This window comes from Pseudoduganella sp. S-14, assembly GCF_049913285.1.
Taxonomy (GTDB): Bacteria; Pseudomonadota; Gammaproteobacteria; order Burkholderiales; family Burkholderiaceae_D; genus Rugamonas.
Window position 1 is genome coordinate 3,973,345 of record NZ_CP183991.1, and the last position, 15,246, is coordinate 3,988,590.

The following is a 15,246-nucleotide window of genomic DNA, read 5'->3' on the forward strand; positions in this document are numbered from 1 at the left end:
AGTATCGAATGAAACGATTTTTTGTCGTCTTATCAGGGGAACCCATCGCCTATAGCATACAAAACATCAACAACAGACTTTGCATGCATATCAGGAGATCACCATGGCAAAAATGACGGCGGCCGAAGCGGCTGTCCACGTACTGCAGAAGGAAGGTATTTCGGTCGCATTCGGCGTGCCGGGCGCCGCCATCAATCCGCTGTACGCTGCACTGAAAAAGAATGGCAAGATCAAGCACATCCTGGGGCGCCACGTCGAAGGTGCTTCCCACATGGCCGAAGGCTACACCCGCGCCGCGCCCGGCAATATCGGCGTCTGCATCGGCACCTCCGGTCCGGCCGGCACCGACATGATCACCGGCCTGTATTCGGCGCAGGCGGATTCGATCCCGATCCTGTGCATTACCGGCCAGGCGCCGCGCGCCCGCTTGCACAAGGAAGACTTCCAGGCCGTGGACATCTCGTCCATCGCCAAACCGGTGACCAAGATGGCGACCACGGTCCTGGAACCGGCCCAGGTGCCGCGCGTGTTCCAGCAAGCTTTCCACCTGATGCGCTCCGGCCGTCCGGGCCCGGTGCTGATCGACCTGCCGTTCGACGTGATGATGGCGCAGATCGAATTCGATCCTGAGACCTACACCCCGCTGGACGCCTTCAAGCCGCGCGCCTCCCGTGCCCAGGTCGAGAAAGCGCTGGAGATGATGAACGACGCGGAGCACCCGCTGATCACCGCCGGCGGCGGCATCATCAACGCCAATGCCTCCGCCCTGCTGCAGGAGTTCGCCGAAATCGTCAACGTGCCGGTGATCCCGACCCTGATGGGCTGGGGCACCATCCCTGACGACCATCCGCTGATGGCGGGCATGGCCGGCCTGCAGACCAGCCACCGCTATGGCAACGCCACCGTGCTGGCTTCGGACTTCATCATCGGCATCGGCAACCGCTGGGCCAACCGCCACACCGGCTCGGTCGACGTGTTCACAGAGGGACGCACCTTCGTGCACGTGGACATCGAGCCGACCCAGATCGGCCGCGTATTCGGTCCCGACCTGGGCATCGTGTCCGACGCCGGCTACGCGCTGGAATTGTTCGTCGAAGTGGCCAAGGAATGGAAGGCCTCCGGCAAGCTGCGCGACCGCACCGGCTGGGTAGCCCAGTGCCAGCACCGCAAGCGCACCATGCTGCGCCGGACCGACTACGACAACGTGCCGGTCAAGCCGCTCCGTGTGTACGAAGAGATGAACAAGTACTTCGGCCGCAATACGCGCTATGTCTCGGCCATCGGCCTGTCGCAGATCGCCGCCGCACAATTCCTGCACGTCTACCAGCCGCGCAACTGGATCAACTGCGGCCAGGCTGGCCCGCTCGGCTGGACCATTCCTGCCGCGCTGGGCGTGCGTGCCGCCGACCCGAGCACCGACATCGTGGCCATTTCGGGCGACTACGACTTCCAGTTCCTGATCGAGGAGCTGGCGGTTGGCGCGCAGTTCAAGCTGCCTTACATCCACGTGCTGGTGAATAACTCGTACCTGGGCCTGATCCGCCAGTCGCAGCGCGGCTTCGACATGGACTTCTGCGTGCAGCTGTCATTCGAGAACGTGAATGCACCGGAACTGAATGGCTATGGCGTCGATCACGTGGCCGTAGTCGAAGGCCTGGGATGCAAGGCGATCCGCGTGCACAAGCCGGACGACATCATCCCTGCCTTCGAACAGGCCCGCGAGCTGATGGCCAAGCACAGCGTGCCGGTGGTGGTGGAAGTGATCCTGGAACGCGTAACCAATATTGCGATGGGTACCGAGATCAATGCCATCAACGAATTCAACGACATCATCGACGCTGCATAAGAGGAAAGCAAATGCCTAAATTCGCTGCCAACCTGACCATGCTGTTCAACGAGCAGCCTTTCCTGGAACGCTTCGGCGCCGCCGCGCGCAACGGCTTCAAGGCCGTGGAGTTCCTGTTCCCGTATGAGTTCGAACCGCAACAAGTGCACGAGCAGCTGGAACAGCACCAGCTGGAAATGGTGCTGCACAACCTCCCGGCCGGCAACTGGGCCGGCGGTGAGCGCGGCATCGCCTGCCACCCGAACCGCATTGGCGAATTCGAGCAGGGTGTGGAAACCGCCCTCGCCTATGCCAGCGTGCTGGGCACCCAGCGCATCAACTGCCTGGTCGGCATCAAGCCGCAAGGCGTGGCAGAAGCCGATGCCCGCGCCACCCTGGTGAGCAACCTGAAGCTCGCGGCTGCCGCGTTGAAGAAGGCCGGCATTGCGCTGCTGATCGAACCGATCAACACCTTCGATATTCCTGGTTTCTTCCTGTCGGGAACGCGCCAGGGCCTGGACCTGATTGAATCGGTCGGTTCGGACAACCTGTTCCTGCAGTACGACATCTACCACATGCAGCGCATGGAAGGCGAACTGGCCAACACCATCAAGAACCACCTGTCGGTGATCAGGCATGTCCAGCTGGCCGACAATCCGGGCCGCTTCGAACCGGGCACCGGCGAAATCAATTACCGCTACCTGCTCAATCTCCTCGACGAGATTGGCTACGACGGCTGGGTGGGCTGCGAATACAAACCAAAAGCGGGTACGGAAGCGGGCCTCGGCTGGCGCGCTGAACTGACCGCGTAAACCAAAGGAGAAAGCAAAATGCAAAAACTCGGATTCATCGGTCTCGGCATCATGGGCGGCCCAATGGCCGGTCACCTGCAAGCGGCAGGCCACAAACTGTACCTGCACGACGTGAAGAACCCGCCTGCCAACCTGGTCGAAGGCGGCGCCACCGTCTGCACCTCCGCGATGGAAGTGGCCAAGCGCGCCGATATCATCTTCCTGATGGTGCCCGACACCCCGCAGGTGGAAGAAGTCCTGTTCTCGGAAGACGGCATTGCAGCAGGCCTTTCCGCCGGCAAGATCGTGGTCGACATGAGCTCCATCTCGCCGATCGCGACCAAGGAGTTCGCCAGGAAGATCAACAAGAAAAGCTGCGCCTACCTGGACGCTCCGGTATCCGGGGGCGAAGTGGGCGCCAAGGCGGCTTCGCTGACCATCATGGTCGGCGGCCCGCAGGAAGCCTTCGACACCGTCAAGCCGCTGTTCGAGTTGATGGGCAAGAACATCACCCTGGTCGGCGGCAATGGCGACGGCCAGACCACCAAGGTGGCCAACCAGATCATTGTGGCGCTGAACATCCAGGCCGTGGCCGAAGCGCTGCTGTTCGCCTCCAAGGCTGGCGCCGACCCTGCCAAGGTGCGTGAAGCGCTGATGGGCGGCTTCGCTTCCTCGCGCATCCTGGAGGTGCATGGCGAACGCATGGTGAAGCGCACCTTCAACCCGGGCTTCCGCATCGCGCTGCACCAGAAGGATTTGAACCTGGCCCTGCAAGGTGCCAAGGCGCTGGGCGTGTCACTGCCGAACACTTCGGCCACGCAGGAACTGATGAACGCCTGCGCCGCCAATGGCTTGTCCGGCCTCGACCATTCCGCGCTGTGCCAGGCAATTGAACTGATGTCCAACCACCGCATCGCACAGGCCTGACATGACGTCCGCACCAGCCCCACGCGAGCTCCTGCTCGACCTGTATAACGCCGCCATTGGCGCAGTCCATCCGCGCAACCTGGTGCAGGATTACCTGCCCCAGCCGCCCGTCAACGGCCGGACACTGGTGATCGGCGCAGGAAAAGGCGCCGCAGCCATGGCGCAAGCCGTGGAGCAGCATTGGCAAGGTGCCTTGTCGGGGCTGGTGGTGACCCGTTACGGCCACGGTGCCGAGACCCGGCATATCGAAGTAGTCGAAGCCTCGCATCCCGTGCCTGACGATGCAGGCCAGAAAGCCGCGGCACGTATGCTGGACATGGTGCAGGACCTGACTGAAAACGACCTGGTACTGTGTCTGATCTCCGGCGGCGGATCGGCCCTGCTGGCCTTGCCGGCGGAAGGCATCTCGCTGGCCGAAAAGCAGGCCCTCAACAAAGCGCTGCTGAAAAGCGGGGCCACCATCGGCGAAATGAATTGCGTGCGCAAGCACCTGTCGGCGATCAAGGGCGGCCGCTTGGCGCTGGCCTGCGGCAAGGCGCGCGTTGTCACGCTGCTGATCTCCGACGTGCCGGGCGACGATCCGCGCGTGATCGCCAGCGGACCGACCCTGCCCGACGCCACTACCAGCTCGGAAGCGCTGGCGATCCTGTGCAAGTACCGGATCGAGATCCCGAAAAGCGTGCTGGCACACCTGCAATCGGACGCCAGCGAAACACCAAAGCCCGGTGATGTCCGCTTCGAAGGCCACAGCCACCACGTTATCGCAACCGCCCAGCATGCGCTGGAAGCCGCTGCCGCGAAGGCGCGCGAAGCCGGCCTCACGCCCCACATCCTGTCCGACGGGATCGAAGGCGAAGCACGCGACATTGGCCTGATGCATGCGGCTATGGCTCGCCAGGTGGTGGCGCGCAGCCAACCGTTTCAGCGCCCATGCGTCATCCTGTCCGGCGGCGAGACCACCGTCACAGTGCGCGGCAACGGACGCGGCGGCCGCAACGTGGAATTCCTGCTCAGCTTCGCGCTAGCCATGGAAGGCACCGAAGGCGTGCACGCAATCGCCTGCGACACCGACGGCATCGACGGCTCGGAAGACAATGCCGGCGCTGTCTACGCCCCGGAATCGCTGGCCCGCGCCGAGGCGAAAGGCGTGAGCGGCAAGCACCTGCTGGCCAACAACGACGCCTACAGCTTCTTCAGCGCGCTGGACGACCTGGTGGTCAGCGGACCGACACGCACCAACGTGAACGACTTCCGCGCCATCCTGATTCTTTGAGAATAGAGAGAGACACCTATATGCGTCGCGAACGCAAAGCAAAAATCGTAGCAACCCTCGGCCCCGCAAGCAGCGAATACGCCACCATCAAGGCGCTATTCCAGGCGGGCGCCGATGTCTTCCGCTTCAATTTCAGCCACGGCAGCCATGCCGACCATGAGGCCCGTTACGGCATCGTGCGCGCCATCGAAAAGGAACTGGGCCGGCCAATCGCCATTCTGGCCGACCTGCAAGGACCCAAGCTGCGCATCGGACAGTTCGAGGGCGGCAAGGTGGCGCTGAATGCCGGCGCCGAATTCCAGCTGGACCAGGCGCCTGCTCCAGGCAGCAACTCGCGTGTGCGCTTGCCGCACCCTGAACTGTTTGCAGCCGTCAGCGCCGGGCAATCGTTGCTGCTGGACGACGGCCGCATTCGGCTGGAAGTCTTGAGTAGCGACGCCAGCATCATTCGCACCCGCGTGGTGACAGGCGGTGTGCTATCCGACCGCAAGGGTGTGAACGTGCCGGACGCAGTACTACCTATCCCGGCCCTCACTGACAAGGACAAAGCCGACCTCGAATTCGCACTGGGACTGGGAGTGGACTGGATTGCCCTGTCCTTCGTCCAGTTGCCGGAGGACGTGGTGCAGGCCAAGGAACTGGTACAGGGCCGCGCCGGTGTGCTGTCCAAACTCGAGAAACCTGCGGCACTGGACCGGCTGGAAGAAATTGTCGGCGTATCTGATGCCATCATGGTGGCACGCGGCGACCTGGGCGTCGAACTGCCGCCAGAGCGCGTACCCGGTGTGCAAAAGCGCATCGTGCGCCTGTGCCGCAAGCACGGCAAGCCGGTTGTGGTCGCCACGCAGATGCTGGAATCGATGGTCAGCGCACCTGTGCCAACCCGCGCCGAGGCCTCGGACGTCGCCAACGCCGTGTACGAAGGCGCCGACGCCGTAATGCTGTCGGCCGAATCGGCCAGCGGCGCTTATCCGGTGCAGGCGGTATCGATCATGGACCGCATCATTTCCGAGGTCGAGCGCGACCCGCTCTATCCCGCCGTGATCGAAGCGCAGCACCAGGCGCCACTGCCGAACAAGGGCGACGCCATCAGCGCCGCAATGCGCGATGCCGCGCGGATCATGGGCGCGAAAGCCATGGTGGCCTACACCACCTCCGGCCACAGCAGCCTGCGTACTGCCCGCGAACGTCCAATGGCGCCCATCGTCAGCATTACCCCAAAGCCGGAAACGGCGCGCCGCCTGGCACTGGCCTGGGGCGTTCACAGCACGGTGAGCCAGGACGTGAACAGCGTCGATGAGATGGTGGCAGCAGCATGCCGCACTGCCCTGCGTGAAGGATTCGTGAAGGCCGGCGACCAGATCGCCATCGCAGCCGGCACTCCATTCGGCCAGCCCGGCAGCACCAACCTCCTGCGCCTGGCCGAGATATGGCCGCAATAGGCAGCTAAGTACAGACTTTCTCTTTTAACGCCGGTCCTCCAACCGGCGTCTTTTTATTTGTCGAGAACACCGATCGGGTCAGACCCTTGGGTCTGACCCTGCCCTACCGGTTTTACTCGCCGCGCTGGTGCACCTGCGCGCCAGCCGCATAAGTCGCGGCAATCGCTCGATCGTCCCCGAGCAACGCCAGCGCAAACAACAATTCCTCCAGGCTATCGCAGCGCGTGGTGCGGCGCTCCAGCAACGGCGTAGCCTTCGGATCGACCACAACGAAGTCGGCCTCGGCGCCGGCAACGAAATTACCCACCGTACCGTCCAGCTGCATACTGCGCGCACCACCCAGCGTCACCATGTAGAACATGCGCAGCGCCGGCAAATACGTCCCACCCATGCGCGCGACCTTATATGTCTCGTTCATGGTCTGCAGCATGGAGAATGAAGTCCCGCCGCCAACGTCGGTCGCCAGCGACAACGACACATTTTGCTTGTCTGCCGCGGCAAAGTCGAACAAGCCGCTGCCCAGGAACAGGTTGGACGTTGCGCACATCGAAACGGCGGCTCCAGTAGCGGCCATACGGGAACGATCCTCGTTGTCCAGCCAGATGCAATGCGCGTACATTGAGCGCGGTCGCAGCAAGCCGTACTTGTCGTACACGTCCAGGTAGCTGCGCGCATCCGGGAATAGCGACTTGACCCACGCCACTTCGTCGGTGTTCTCCGCCACGTGGGTCTGGACGTAAGTGTCCGGGTAGGCGCGCGCCAGTTCTCCGCACATATGCATCTGCGCTTCGGTGGAAGTCGGCGCGAAGCGTGGCGTAAGCGCATACATGTTGCGGCCCTTGTTGTGCCAGCGATGAATCAGTTCCTCGCTTTCACGCGCCCCCGTTTCCGCCGTATCTTGCAAAAACTCAGGACAATGCCGGTCCATCATCACCTTGCCGGCAGCCATACGCAAGTTGCGCGCCTCAGCCGCTCCAAAGAACGCGTCGACCGATTCCGGATGCACTGTGCAGTACACCATGGCGGTAGTAGTACCGCAGCGAAGCAGTTCTTTAACGAAGAAGTCGGCCACCTCACCGGCGTGCGCCGGATCGTTGAACTGGCGCTCGGTGGGGAAGGTGTAGGTATCCAGCCAAGGCAGCAAGCCTGGCGCCGGCGAGGCGATCATGTCCGTCTGCGGATAGTGGATATGGGTATCGATAAAGCCCGGCATGATGATCTTGCCGCGGTAGTCGCGCACCTGGGTCTCAGGCGGCAGCGTGTCTTTCAACCGCGCGTAGTCGCCGGCCGCCTGCACGCGGCCTTCGTTAATCACCAGCAGGCCGTCCTCATGCCAGCGATGCGCATTGGCATGGAAGGCTGGATCGGCCGTGAAATGCAGGATGCTGGCGCGGAACGCTTTCAAAGTAGTCATCGCGCTTTCCTAGCTGCCGCGGTACGTCGAATATGCCCAAGGCGACACCACGATTGGCACGTGGTAGTTCGCATCGGCGTCCGCAATGCCGAAGGCGATGACCACCTCGTCTACGAAGCGCGGCTCAGGCAATGCCACGCCTTGCGCAGCAAAGTAATCGCCGGCCGCAAAAACCAGTTCGTATTTACCCGCCACGACCTCGCCGCCCGTCAGCAAAGGCGTTTGGCAGCGCCCGTCCAGGTTGGTGGTGTCGGTCTTCAACAACACTTTTGAGTTTCCCTCAACGCGGAAAAGCTTCACTTTCACCCCCGCGCCCGGCTTGCCCTGCGTGATATCCAGGACGTGTGTACTCAGTTTGCCCATATGGTCTCCTCTTGTGAATGAAGAAAATCATATACGCCAGGCCATTGCGATATATACACGGTGGTGAATATCAACCATGACGTGCACGGACATAATCAGGACTCCATATCAAAAAATACAGGAGACACCATGCAGCAAGCATTACGCGTAGCGGCAGCGGGCACCATCGCTGTCCTGGCCCTGTCGATGGGCGCGCAGCAAGCCAGCGCCGCCGACTGGAGCGACACTTCGATTGGCTACCGCTACGGCAGCAAATTCGCAGAGCCGTACAATCCGAACGACATCAACAAGCAGATCCTGAACTGGACCTATGTCGACGGCTACAAATACGGCGGCAACTACATGAACCTGGACTTCCTGCGTTCCGACAGCAAGGACAATAACGCGCACGAAGCCTACCTGTTGTACCGCCACACCCTGGACCTGGGTAAAGTGAGCGGCAAGGACTTCAAGTTCGGCCCAGTGCGCGGCGTAGGCTTCACCGCAGGCTTCGACTGGAACACCAAGAACGACGACAGCTACAACTCGCGCAAGCGCATGATCGTTGCCGGCACAACCCTGATGCTGGACGTGCCGGGATTCCTGAATGTGAGCCTGCTAGGCATGTGGGAGAGCAACCAGCCGCTGGGCGTCGCCAAGCGCTACAAATACGACACGCACGCCATGCTGAATGCCGCCTGGGGCATTCCTCTCGGATCGGGCTTCAGCTTTGAAGGCTACGCCAACTGGATCGGCAACAAGGGCAAGGACGAATTCGGCGGCCAGACTTCTCCAGAGGTGAACATCGACGCGCAGGTGATGTATGACCTGAGCGGCCACGTGGGCGCCAAGCCAAACAGCTTCAAAGTCGGGCTGGAATACCAATACTGGCGCAACAAGTTCGGGAATCCGCATAATATCCCCGGCAGCACGGCAAAAACCCCGATGATCCGCGCGGAGTACCATTTCTGATTGATGCAGGGGCGCGGCTTTCAAGCCGTCCCCTAAACTGACCCGCAGCGGCATGCCGGATAGCACCGGAAAAAGTAGTTCAGACAAAAATCCTAAAACGGAGACACCATGAACAACCTGCTATACCAGGTGGACGACCGTCCACCACCAATCACAACCGCCCTCCTCGCCGCCCAACACATGCTGGCCGCCCTTGGGGGCATCATCGCCGTCCCGCTGGTGGTCGGCGCAGTCCTGAAGCTTCCTGCCGACCAGATCGTCGCCCTGGTCAACGCCGCCCTCCTCGGTTCCGGCATCGTCACCACCATCCAGTGCATAGGTGTAGGCCGGGTCGGCATCCGCCTGCCATGCGTGATGGGCACCAGCTTCGCCTTCGTCGGCGCCGCCATCAGCGTGGGCCTGGAGCACGGCGTGCCTGGCATACTCGGTTCCTCGCTCGCAGGCTCCGCGATCATGATCCTCGGCAGCTTCTTCATGCCGCAAATCCGCAAGCTGTTCCCGCACCAGGTGACAGCAGTGGTCGTCACCATGATCGGCCTGTCGCTCGTTCCTGTCGCAGTGGACTGGGCCGCCGGCGGCAAGAACGCGGGGGCGAACTACGGCGATCCGACCAACCTTGGCATTGCCTTGTTCGTGCTGGCGACCGTGATCGCCCTTGTGCAATTCGGCAAGGGCATCGTTTCCGCAGCCGCGGTGGTGATTGGCATCGTGATCGGCTATTGCGTTTGCCTGGGCCTCGGACTGGTGAATTTTTCGGCCGTACAGAAAGCCGCGGTGTTCGCGGTGCCCCAGCCGCTGTACTTCGGCATGACCTTTCCGCTGAGCGGCATCCTGGCAATGGCTCTGGCTTACGTCGTGACCATCGTCGAAACCACGGGCACCTTCATGGCGCTAGGCTCTGCGACCAATACCAAGATGAAGGGCAAGCTGCTGTGCCGCGGCGTGCTGTGCGATGGCCTGGGTTCAGCCTTCGTGTCCGTGCTGGGCGCTCCACCGGTTTCGACCTTTGCACAGAACGTCGGGGTCATCTCGCTGACCGGTGTCGCCAGCCGCTACGTGGTGGCGCTGACCGGCGTGTTCCTGGCGGCAGCCGGATTGTTCCCCGTGCTCGGCGCAGTCGTCGTGACCATCCCGCAGCCAGTGTTGGGCGGCGCCGGCCTGATGATGTTTGCAATGATTATTGCGGCCGGCGTCCAGATGCTGTCCAACGTGGAACATGACAAGCGCACCGGCCTGCTCATCGCAGTTTCGGTTGGCTGCGGCCTGGCGGTATCGGTTCGGCCCGAACTGTTGTCCAAGCTGCCTGCCTTTGTGCACGAAATCTTCGGCTCTGGCATCTCGACAGCCGCCATCGTGGCCGTCGTGCTGAACCTGGTGCTGCCGGACCGCCCGGTAACCGAACATGACGAGGATGAAGAAGATGACGTACCGCAGCCGATGCTGATTCCCAAAGTCGGCTAAACTCCCGCGGTCCTGCACAGGCACGTGACAGGACCGGACCTTTCCCTGACATTGTTTCCGCATTGCCCCGCGCATTGTTTCCGCAGTGTTTAATCATTTCGAGAAGAACTGAATGAGCAAAACTCTCCTGATCAAGAACGCGCGCGTGGTAGTCACCATGGACGAACAACGCCGCGAAATCGACAACGGCGCCATTTACATACGCAACAACGTAATCGAACAAGTAGGCCAATCCTCCGAATTGCCGCAAGCGGCAGACGAAGTCATTGACGCATCAGGCCATGTAGTGATTCCAGGCCTGGTCAACACGCACCACCACATGTACCAAAGCCTGACGCGCGTCATCCCAGCGGCGCAGAACGGCGAGCTGTTTAACTGGCTGACCAACCTGTACCCGATCTGGGCCAACCTGGATAGCGAAATGGTGCACGTATCGACGCTGACCGCCATGTCGGAGCTGATCCTGTCCGGCTGCACCACCAGCAGCGACCACCTGTATATCTACCCAAACGACTGCAGGCTGGACGACAGTATCGAAGCCGCTGCCAAAATTGGCATGCGCTTCCATGCCGCGCGCGGCGCAATGAGCGTAGGCCAGTCAAAAGGCGGCCTGCCGCCCGACAGCGTAGTCGAGGATGAAAAAGCGATCCTGCGCGACACGCAACGCCTGATCGAGACCTACCATGACTCCGCGCGCCACGCCATGCAGCGCATCGTCGTAGCGCCCTGCTCCCCGTTCTCTGTCTCGCGCGACCTGATGAAGGAGGCCGCTGCACTTGCACGCAGCCACGGCGTATCACTGCACACCCACCTGGCAGAAAACGTCAATGACATTGCGTACAGCCGCGAGAAGTTCAACATGACTCCGGCCGAATACGCCGAAGACTGCGGCTGGGTAGGCCGTGACGTCTGGCACGCGCACTGCGTGCAGCTGGATGACGAGGGCGTCTACATGTTCGCAAAGACAGGCACCGGCGTCGCGCACTGCCCATGCTCCAACATGCGCCTGGCCTCAGGCATCGCCCCGATCCGCAAAATGGTCGATGCCGGCGTGCCGGTTGGCCTGGGCGTCGATGGCTCCGCATCAAACGACGGCGCCCATATGCTGGGGGAAGTGCGCCAGGCCATGCTGCTGCAACGGGTCGGCTTTGGCCCGGACGCGATGACTGCCCGCCAGGCGCTGGAGCTGGCGACTTTGGGCGGCGCCAAAGTCCTGAACCGCGACGATATCGGCGCCCTCAAGCCCGGCATGTCCGCAGATATCGTCATGTTCAAGCTGAACCAGCCAAGCTTTGCCGGCGCCCTGCACGACCCGGTAGCGGCACTCGTTTTCTGCACCCCGGCAAATGTTAATTACAGCATCATCAACGGAAAGCTCGTAGTGAAAAACGGGATCTTGCAGACGATCGACCTGCCATTGGTGATCGAACGTCATAACCATTTGGCAGCCAACCTGGCCTTGGCGGCAGGAACGCGAAGGATCGCATGAACGGCGGCCGGGCGGCAGGGAATCCCGGCTATTTGACGCGGCTGATCCGGTGCCCGGTCCCGGTGACGCTTTGCGCAATCTTGCCTTCGGATTTCCAACGGACCGTGTGATCTGTACCAGTGATGCTGAGACGCCCTTTGGGCTTCACCTCGGTATTGACAACGTTGCCGACGCCCAGGATCTCAACTTCGCTGCACACCCCAGTGGTGGTCACGACATGCCCAGTACCGACGACCTCGAGTTTCCGTCCATCGCAAGCAAACGTACGCTGATGGCCACTGCCGCTGATGCTGATCAGCGTATCGGTCACCTCAACCTCGCCGACTGCATCTTCCTGTGCGCAAGCATTGGACATTGAGATCAACACAACGGTGGAAGCTGTGATTTTAAGCATTTTCCGAATCATACAAACTCTCACTAAATTATGAAAAATGTAATTCTATGGAAATGCTGGATACCGGCGCGTACAATAGAAAACGATACCGAAAGTGGCAATGTCCTGCGCCACCAGATCAGGGCGAAACTCAAGTTACCAGGTAAATTTCTCGGAGGCTTTCAACTCCTCGGGAAGCTCCGCGATATTGCCGCTGCTCGCTTCAATTACGAGGAATTCATTGAAACCGTGCCTGATAACGAGATGGTCTTCATCAAGCCAGCCAGAGATGAGCATCCGTCCACAGCTGGCACCCAGTATGCTGGCGACTGTCTTGATCTTGCCATTGCGGTTCCGAAGTTTGAGCACATGCGGTTCTGAATCAGCTTTGTTTTCGACAAACGCGTGCCATGTCCCACCTCGAGAACTTTCCGCTTTGGGTGCATAAGATGAGCGCGGGACCAGATCCTCGAAAGCGGGAATCTCCCGACCGTTTCGTATGAACGAATGTCCGCTGTTCGATTCGTACTTGGCGGCGAGTTTCTCGAACGAGTTCGACGCCGGCCGATAAGAGAGGAACTCAAACGGGACTTCATGTCCATTATGAAGGTTGCTGCGCACCAGAATCAGCAACTCGGTGCTGTCTTTTGACCATCTGGTCAATGTCATTATTTCTTTTACCGGAATGGAAACCGGCAGCGTCAATTTCGTCCGCTTCAGTGTCGCTGTATCGAAAAGGAAGAGGCCAGCAGATACCCCGATGACGAGGTACTTGCTGTCCGGTGAGAATGAGGGGGAAGACGCTCCCAGCGAGGGCTGTTCGTAGACGAGGCGGTTGGAATTGGCATGCCGGTCAAGCAGCCAATACTGCATTCTCGTTCCCCCAGCACGCACGCCCAGATAGCTTATCCAGCGGCCATCCGAAGATTGCGTCATGTTCACGCCGTTCGCAAATTCATGTTCAGCCAGGCGCTTGCTGCCCTGGTTTGCCAGGTCTGTTTTGAAGAGCGACCCTTCGCGGTGCGTAAAATAGACCTGCGTTTTGATATCCATGGAAGCGAGAGATACCTTTTTCGCATCAGTCGAAATGCTTCCGCACAGGGGAAGCGCCGCAGAACAATGAGTCGTCGCGGACGCATATATGGTCACTGCGGTGATTGCCGATGCCAACGAAAAGGACCTGTTCATTTCTTGACTCGCTCCGGAATTTTTCGCAGCTTACCATCTTGCAATTTTGAAAACAAGCCAGGACGGCTCCAATGAAAATGGCCCTCGCGGGCCATCTTCATTTTTTAAGTCAGCGAGGTTTAAATGAATTCACCGACCTTTGCACTCACTGCCTCACGTACCGAGCCACTGGTCACAAAGCTGTGCGCCACCTGGATGTCGTTATGGAACCAGCGGTCGCCGTCCAGGCAAGCCGGGATCTGCTTGCGGATCTCGTCATAAGCCGCTTGCGTGCCCTCGCCCAGCTTGAAGCCCGGCAGCAGGTGCTCGGTCATGGTCAACGCCTGCGCGGCCAGCAGCATTTCCACGCCGACGATGTACTGCGTGTTCTGCACCACGGTGTGGGCCTTGCGTGCGCACCAAGTGGAGTTGGAGATGTGGTCTTCGCTGTTGGCTTTGGATGGGATGGAATCCACGCTGCCCGGCATCGATAGCGTGCGGTTTTCCATCACCAGGGAGCTGAGCGAGCATTGCACGACCGGATAGCCGGTGTTCACGCCGCGCAGGCCCGACATCAGGTTGCGCGGCAGGCCCCACGACAGCGTTGGATCGATCAGACGCGCCACGCGGCGCTCACAGATGCTGCCCAGGTCCGTGATCGCCATGGCCAGCAAATCCATTGCCTGCGCCAGGTACTGGCCGTGGAAATTACCGCCCGAGATGATCTCGAAGCCGCCGCCATCCTTGCCGAAAATCAGAGGATTATCGGTGGCCGAATTGATCTCGTTCTTTACAATGGTGTCAATGTAGTCCAGCGCATCGAACACGGGACCGTAGACTTGCGGCGTGCAGCGCAATGAGTACACGTCCTGGATACGCGGGGTGTAGGGAATGTCGGTGCGTCGCAGTTCGTCGGGAAACTGGACGGCACGTGCCTCATGCGTGGTGCGGGTGGAACCCTTCAGCAGCTTGCGCACGACCGATGCAGTCTTGATCTGGCCAGGATGCGGGCGCGCCTGCTGGATGCGCGGGTCGAAGGCCGACATTTCCGCACGCATGGCTTCCAGCGTCAGGCCCAGCGACAGGCAGGCATCAGTCAGGAGGTCGCGTGCATCCTTGGCCGCCAGCACGGCTACGGCCAGCGAGGCGGTGCAGCCATTGATCAGTGCCGAGGCGTCCTTGGCCTTGAGATCGAACTTTACCGGGCCGACCTCGGCGTGCGTAATCGCTTCGGCAGCAGGCATGCGCTGGCCCTTGTACATCACTTCCGCCTCATCGAAGCCGGCGATGGCTGCCGCCAGGTAAGCCAGCGGCGCCAGGTCGCCGGATGCGCCTACGGAACCTTTCTGCGGCATGATTGGATGGATGCCGGCGTTGATGAATGCCAGCAGGCGCTCCACTACTTCCACGCGCGGCGCCGAGTAGTTGCTGGCGAAGGCGTTTGCGCGCAGCAGCATGGTGGCGCGGCTCACCTCTTCCGAAAACGGTTCGCCGATGCCGCCGCTATGGGCCTTGATCAACTGCGTCTGGAACAGTTCAATGTGTTCGACCTTGATACGCGTATCCTTCAGCAGGCCAACGCCGGTATTGAAGCTGTACATCATCGGCGCTTCGTCATGCATCCAGGTGGATTCGATATAGTCGCGGCTTTCCTTCAGCGCCGCGCGCGAAGTGGCGGATAGCTCGACTTTGGCGCCGTTGCGCGCCACGGCCAGGACTTCTTCGGCAGTGAGGTTGAAACCATCGATAGTTACGTTGCTCATTTCTCTT

General features: G+C 60.8%; 13 protein-coding genes. 8 read left to right on the forward strand and 5 right to left on the reverse strand.

Annotated elements, in window-relative coordinates; all coding sequences use genetic code 11:
• The first annotated feature begins 103 nt into the window (after nt 1–103).
• Genes gcl through pyk form a run of 5 tightly spaced genes read left to right on the forward strand, consistent with a single transcriptional unit; the run spans nt 104 to nt 6,258 of the window.
• A complete protein-coding gene (gene gcl / locus ACN9MZ_RS18080; protein ID WP_426338345.1) occupies nt 104–1,846 on the forward strand; it encodes a glyoxylate carboligase in 1,743 nt (580 codons plus the stop codon).
• A gap of 11 nt (nt 1,847–1,857) precedes the next feature.
• Entirely contained in the window at nt 1,858–2,637 is a 780-nt protein-coding gene (hyi, locus tag ACN9MZ_RS18085) for a hydroxypyruvate isomerase (RefSeq protein WP_426338346.1), read from the forward strand.
• Nucleotides 2,638–2,655: 18 nt separating this feature from the next.
• Nucleotides 2,656–3,543 (forward strand): 2-hydroxy-3-oxopropionate reductase, encoded by an 888-nt coding sequence (gene glxR, locus ACN9MZ_RS18090; protein WP_426338347.1) that lies wholly within the window; start codon nt 2,656–2,658, stop codon nt 3,541–3,543.
• 1 nt (nt 3,544) lies between these two features.
• Nucleotides 3,545–4,816, forward strand: a complete 1,272-nt coding sequence (locus ACN9MZ_RS18095) for a glycerate kinase type-2 family protein (protein ID WP_426338348.1) — start codon at nt 3,545–3,547, stop codon at nt 4,814–4,816.
• Between the two features lie 20 nt (nt 4,817–4,836).
• Nucleotides 4,837–6,258 (forward strand): pyruvate kinase, encoded by a 1,422-nt coding sequence (gene pyk / locus ACN9MZ_RS18100; RefSeq protein ID WP_426338349.1) that lies wholly within the window; start codon nt 4,837–4,839, stop codon nt 6,256–6,258.
• A 112-nt stretch (nt 6,259–6,370) separates the two neighbouring features.
• Here pyk and guaD read toward each other — a convergent pair whose 3' ends face one another.
• On the reverse strand, nt 6,371–7,672 hold the full coding sequence (guaD, locus tag ACN9MZ_RS18105) for a guanine deaminase (protein ID WP_426338350.1): 1,302 nt from the start codon (nt 7,670–7,672) through the stop codon (nt 6,371–6,373).
• A gap of 9 nt (nt 7,673–7,681) precedes the next feature.
• On the reverse strand, nt 7,682–8,035 hold the full coding sequence (gene uraH / locus ACN9MZ_RS18110; protein WP_426338351.1) for a hydroxyisourate hydrolase: 354 nt from the start codon (nt 8,033–8,035) through the stop codon (nt 7,682–7,684).
• Between the two features lie 129 nt (nt 8,036–8,164).
• On the opposite strand from uraH, the gene ACN9MZ_RS18115 reads away from it, so the two are divergent.
• The 3 genes from ACN9MZ_RS18115 to ACN9MZ_RS18125 all read left to right on the forward strand — a co-directional run bounded on the left by ACN9MZ_RS18115 (nt 8,165) and on the right by ACN9MZ_RS18125 (nt 11,936).
• Nucleotides 8,165–8,986 carry an outer envelope protein gene (locus ACN9MZ_RS18115; RefSeq protein WP_426338352.1) on the forward strand — a complete coding sequence of 274 codons (822 nt, stop codon included), beginning with the start codon at nt 8,165–8,167 and terminating at the stop codon, nt 8,984–8,986.
• Between the two features lie 108 nt (nt 8,987–9,094).
• A complete protein-coding gene (locus ACN9MZ_RS18120) occupies nt 9,095–10,447 on the forward strand; it encodes a nucleobase:cation symporter-2 family protein (protein ID WP_426338353.1) in 1,353 nt (450 codons plus the stop codon).
• Nucleotides 10,448–10,559: 112 nt separating this feature from the next.
• Nucleotides 10,560–11,936, forward strand: a complete 1,377-nt coding sequence (locus tag ACN9MZ_RS18125) for an 8-oxoguanine deaminase (RefSeq protein ID WP_426338354.1) — start codon at nt 10,560–10,562, stop codon at nt 11,934–11,936.
• Between the two features lie 28 nt (nt 11,937–11,964).
• Here ACN9MZ_RS18125 and ACN9MZ_RS18130 read toward each other — a convergent pair whose 3' ends face one another.
• The 3 genes from ACN9MZ_RS18130 to ACN9MZ_RS18140 all read right to left on the reverse strand — a co-directional run bounded on the left by ACN9MZ_RS18130 (nt 11,965) and on the right by ACN9MZ_RS18140 (nt 15,239).
• Nucleotides 11,965–12,342 carry a DUF3060 domain-containing protein gene (locus ACN9MZ_RS18130; protein ID WP_426162025.1) on the reverse strand — a complete coding sequence of 126 codons (378 nt, stop codon included), beginning with the start codon at nt 12,340–12,342 and terminating at the stop codon, nt 11,965–11,967.
• 123 nt (nt 12,343–12,465) lie between these two features.
• Nucleotides 12,466–13,362, reverse strand: coding sequence for a hypothetical protein (locus tag ACN9MZ_RS18135; protein WP_426338355.1), 897 nt, complete (start codon nt 13,360–13,362; stop codon nt 12,466–12,468).
• A 254-nt stretch (nt 13,363–13,616) separates the two neighbouring features.
• Complete coding sequence (locus ACN9MZ_RS18140) at nt 13,617–15,239, reverse strand: HAL/PAL/TAL family ammonia-lyase (protein ID WP_426338356.1); 1,623 nt, start codon at nt 15,237–15,239, stop codon at nt 13,617–13,619.
• Nucleotides 15,240–15,246: the final 7 nt, after the last annotated feature.

Excerpts from the sequence above, each read along its gene's own strand:
- pyk (WP_426338349.1), top strand. The coding sequence starts at position 4,837 with ATGCGTCGCGAACGCAAAGCAAAAATCGTAGCAACCCTCGGCCCCGCA.
- ACN9MZ_RS18125 (WP_426338354.1), top strand. The coding sequence starts at position 10,560 with ATGAGCAAAACTCTCCTGATCAAGAACGCGCGCGTGGTAGTCACCATG.
- hyi (WP_426338346.1), top strand. The coding sequence starts at position 1,858 with ATGCCTAAATTCGCTGCCAACCTGACCATGCTGTTCAACGAGCAGCCT.
- uraH (WP_426338351.1), bottom strand. The coding sequence starts at position 8,035 with ATGGGCAAACTGAGTACACACGTCCTGGATATCACGCAGGGCAAGCCG.
- glxR (WP_426338347.1), top strand. The coding sequence starts at position 2,656 with ATGCAAAAACTCGGATTCATCGGTCTCGGCATCATGGGCGGCCCAATG.
- ACN9MZ_RS18115 (WP_426338352.1), top strand. The coding sequence starts at position 8,165 with ATGCAGCAAGCATTACGCGTAGCGGCAGCGGGCACCATCGCTGTCCTG.
- ACN9MZ_RS18095 (WP_426338348.1), top strand. The coding sequence starts at position 3,545 with ATGACGTCCGCACCAGCCCCACGCGAGCTCCTGCTCGACCTGTATAAC.
- gcl (WP_426338345.1), top strand. The coding sequence starts at position 104 with ATGGCAAAAATGACGGCGGCCGAAGCGGCTGTCCACGTACTGCAGAAG.
- ACN9MZ_RS18130 (WP_426162025.1), bottom strand. The coding sequence starts at position 12,342 with ATGATTCGGAAAATGCTTAAAATCACAGCTTCCACCGTTGTGTTGATC.
- ACN9MZ_RS18120 (WP_426338353.1), top strand. The coding sequence starts at position 9,095 with ATGAACAACCTGCTATACCAGGTGGACGACCGTCCACCACCAATCACA.
- guaD (WP_426338350.1), bottom strand. The coding sequence starts at position 7,672 with ATGACTACTTTGAAAGCGTTCCGCGCCAGCATCCTGCATTTCACGGCC.
- ACN9MZ_RS18140 (WP_426338356.1), bottom strand. The coding sequence starts at position 15,239 with ATGAGCAACGTAACTATCGATGGTTTCAACCTCACTGCCGAAGAAGTC.
- ACN9MZ_RS18135 (WP_426338355.1), bottom strand. The coding sequence starts at position 13,362 with ATGGATATCAAAACGCAGGTCTATTTTACGCACCGCGAAGGGTCGCTC.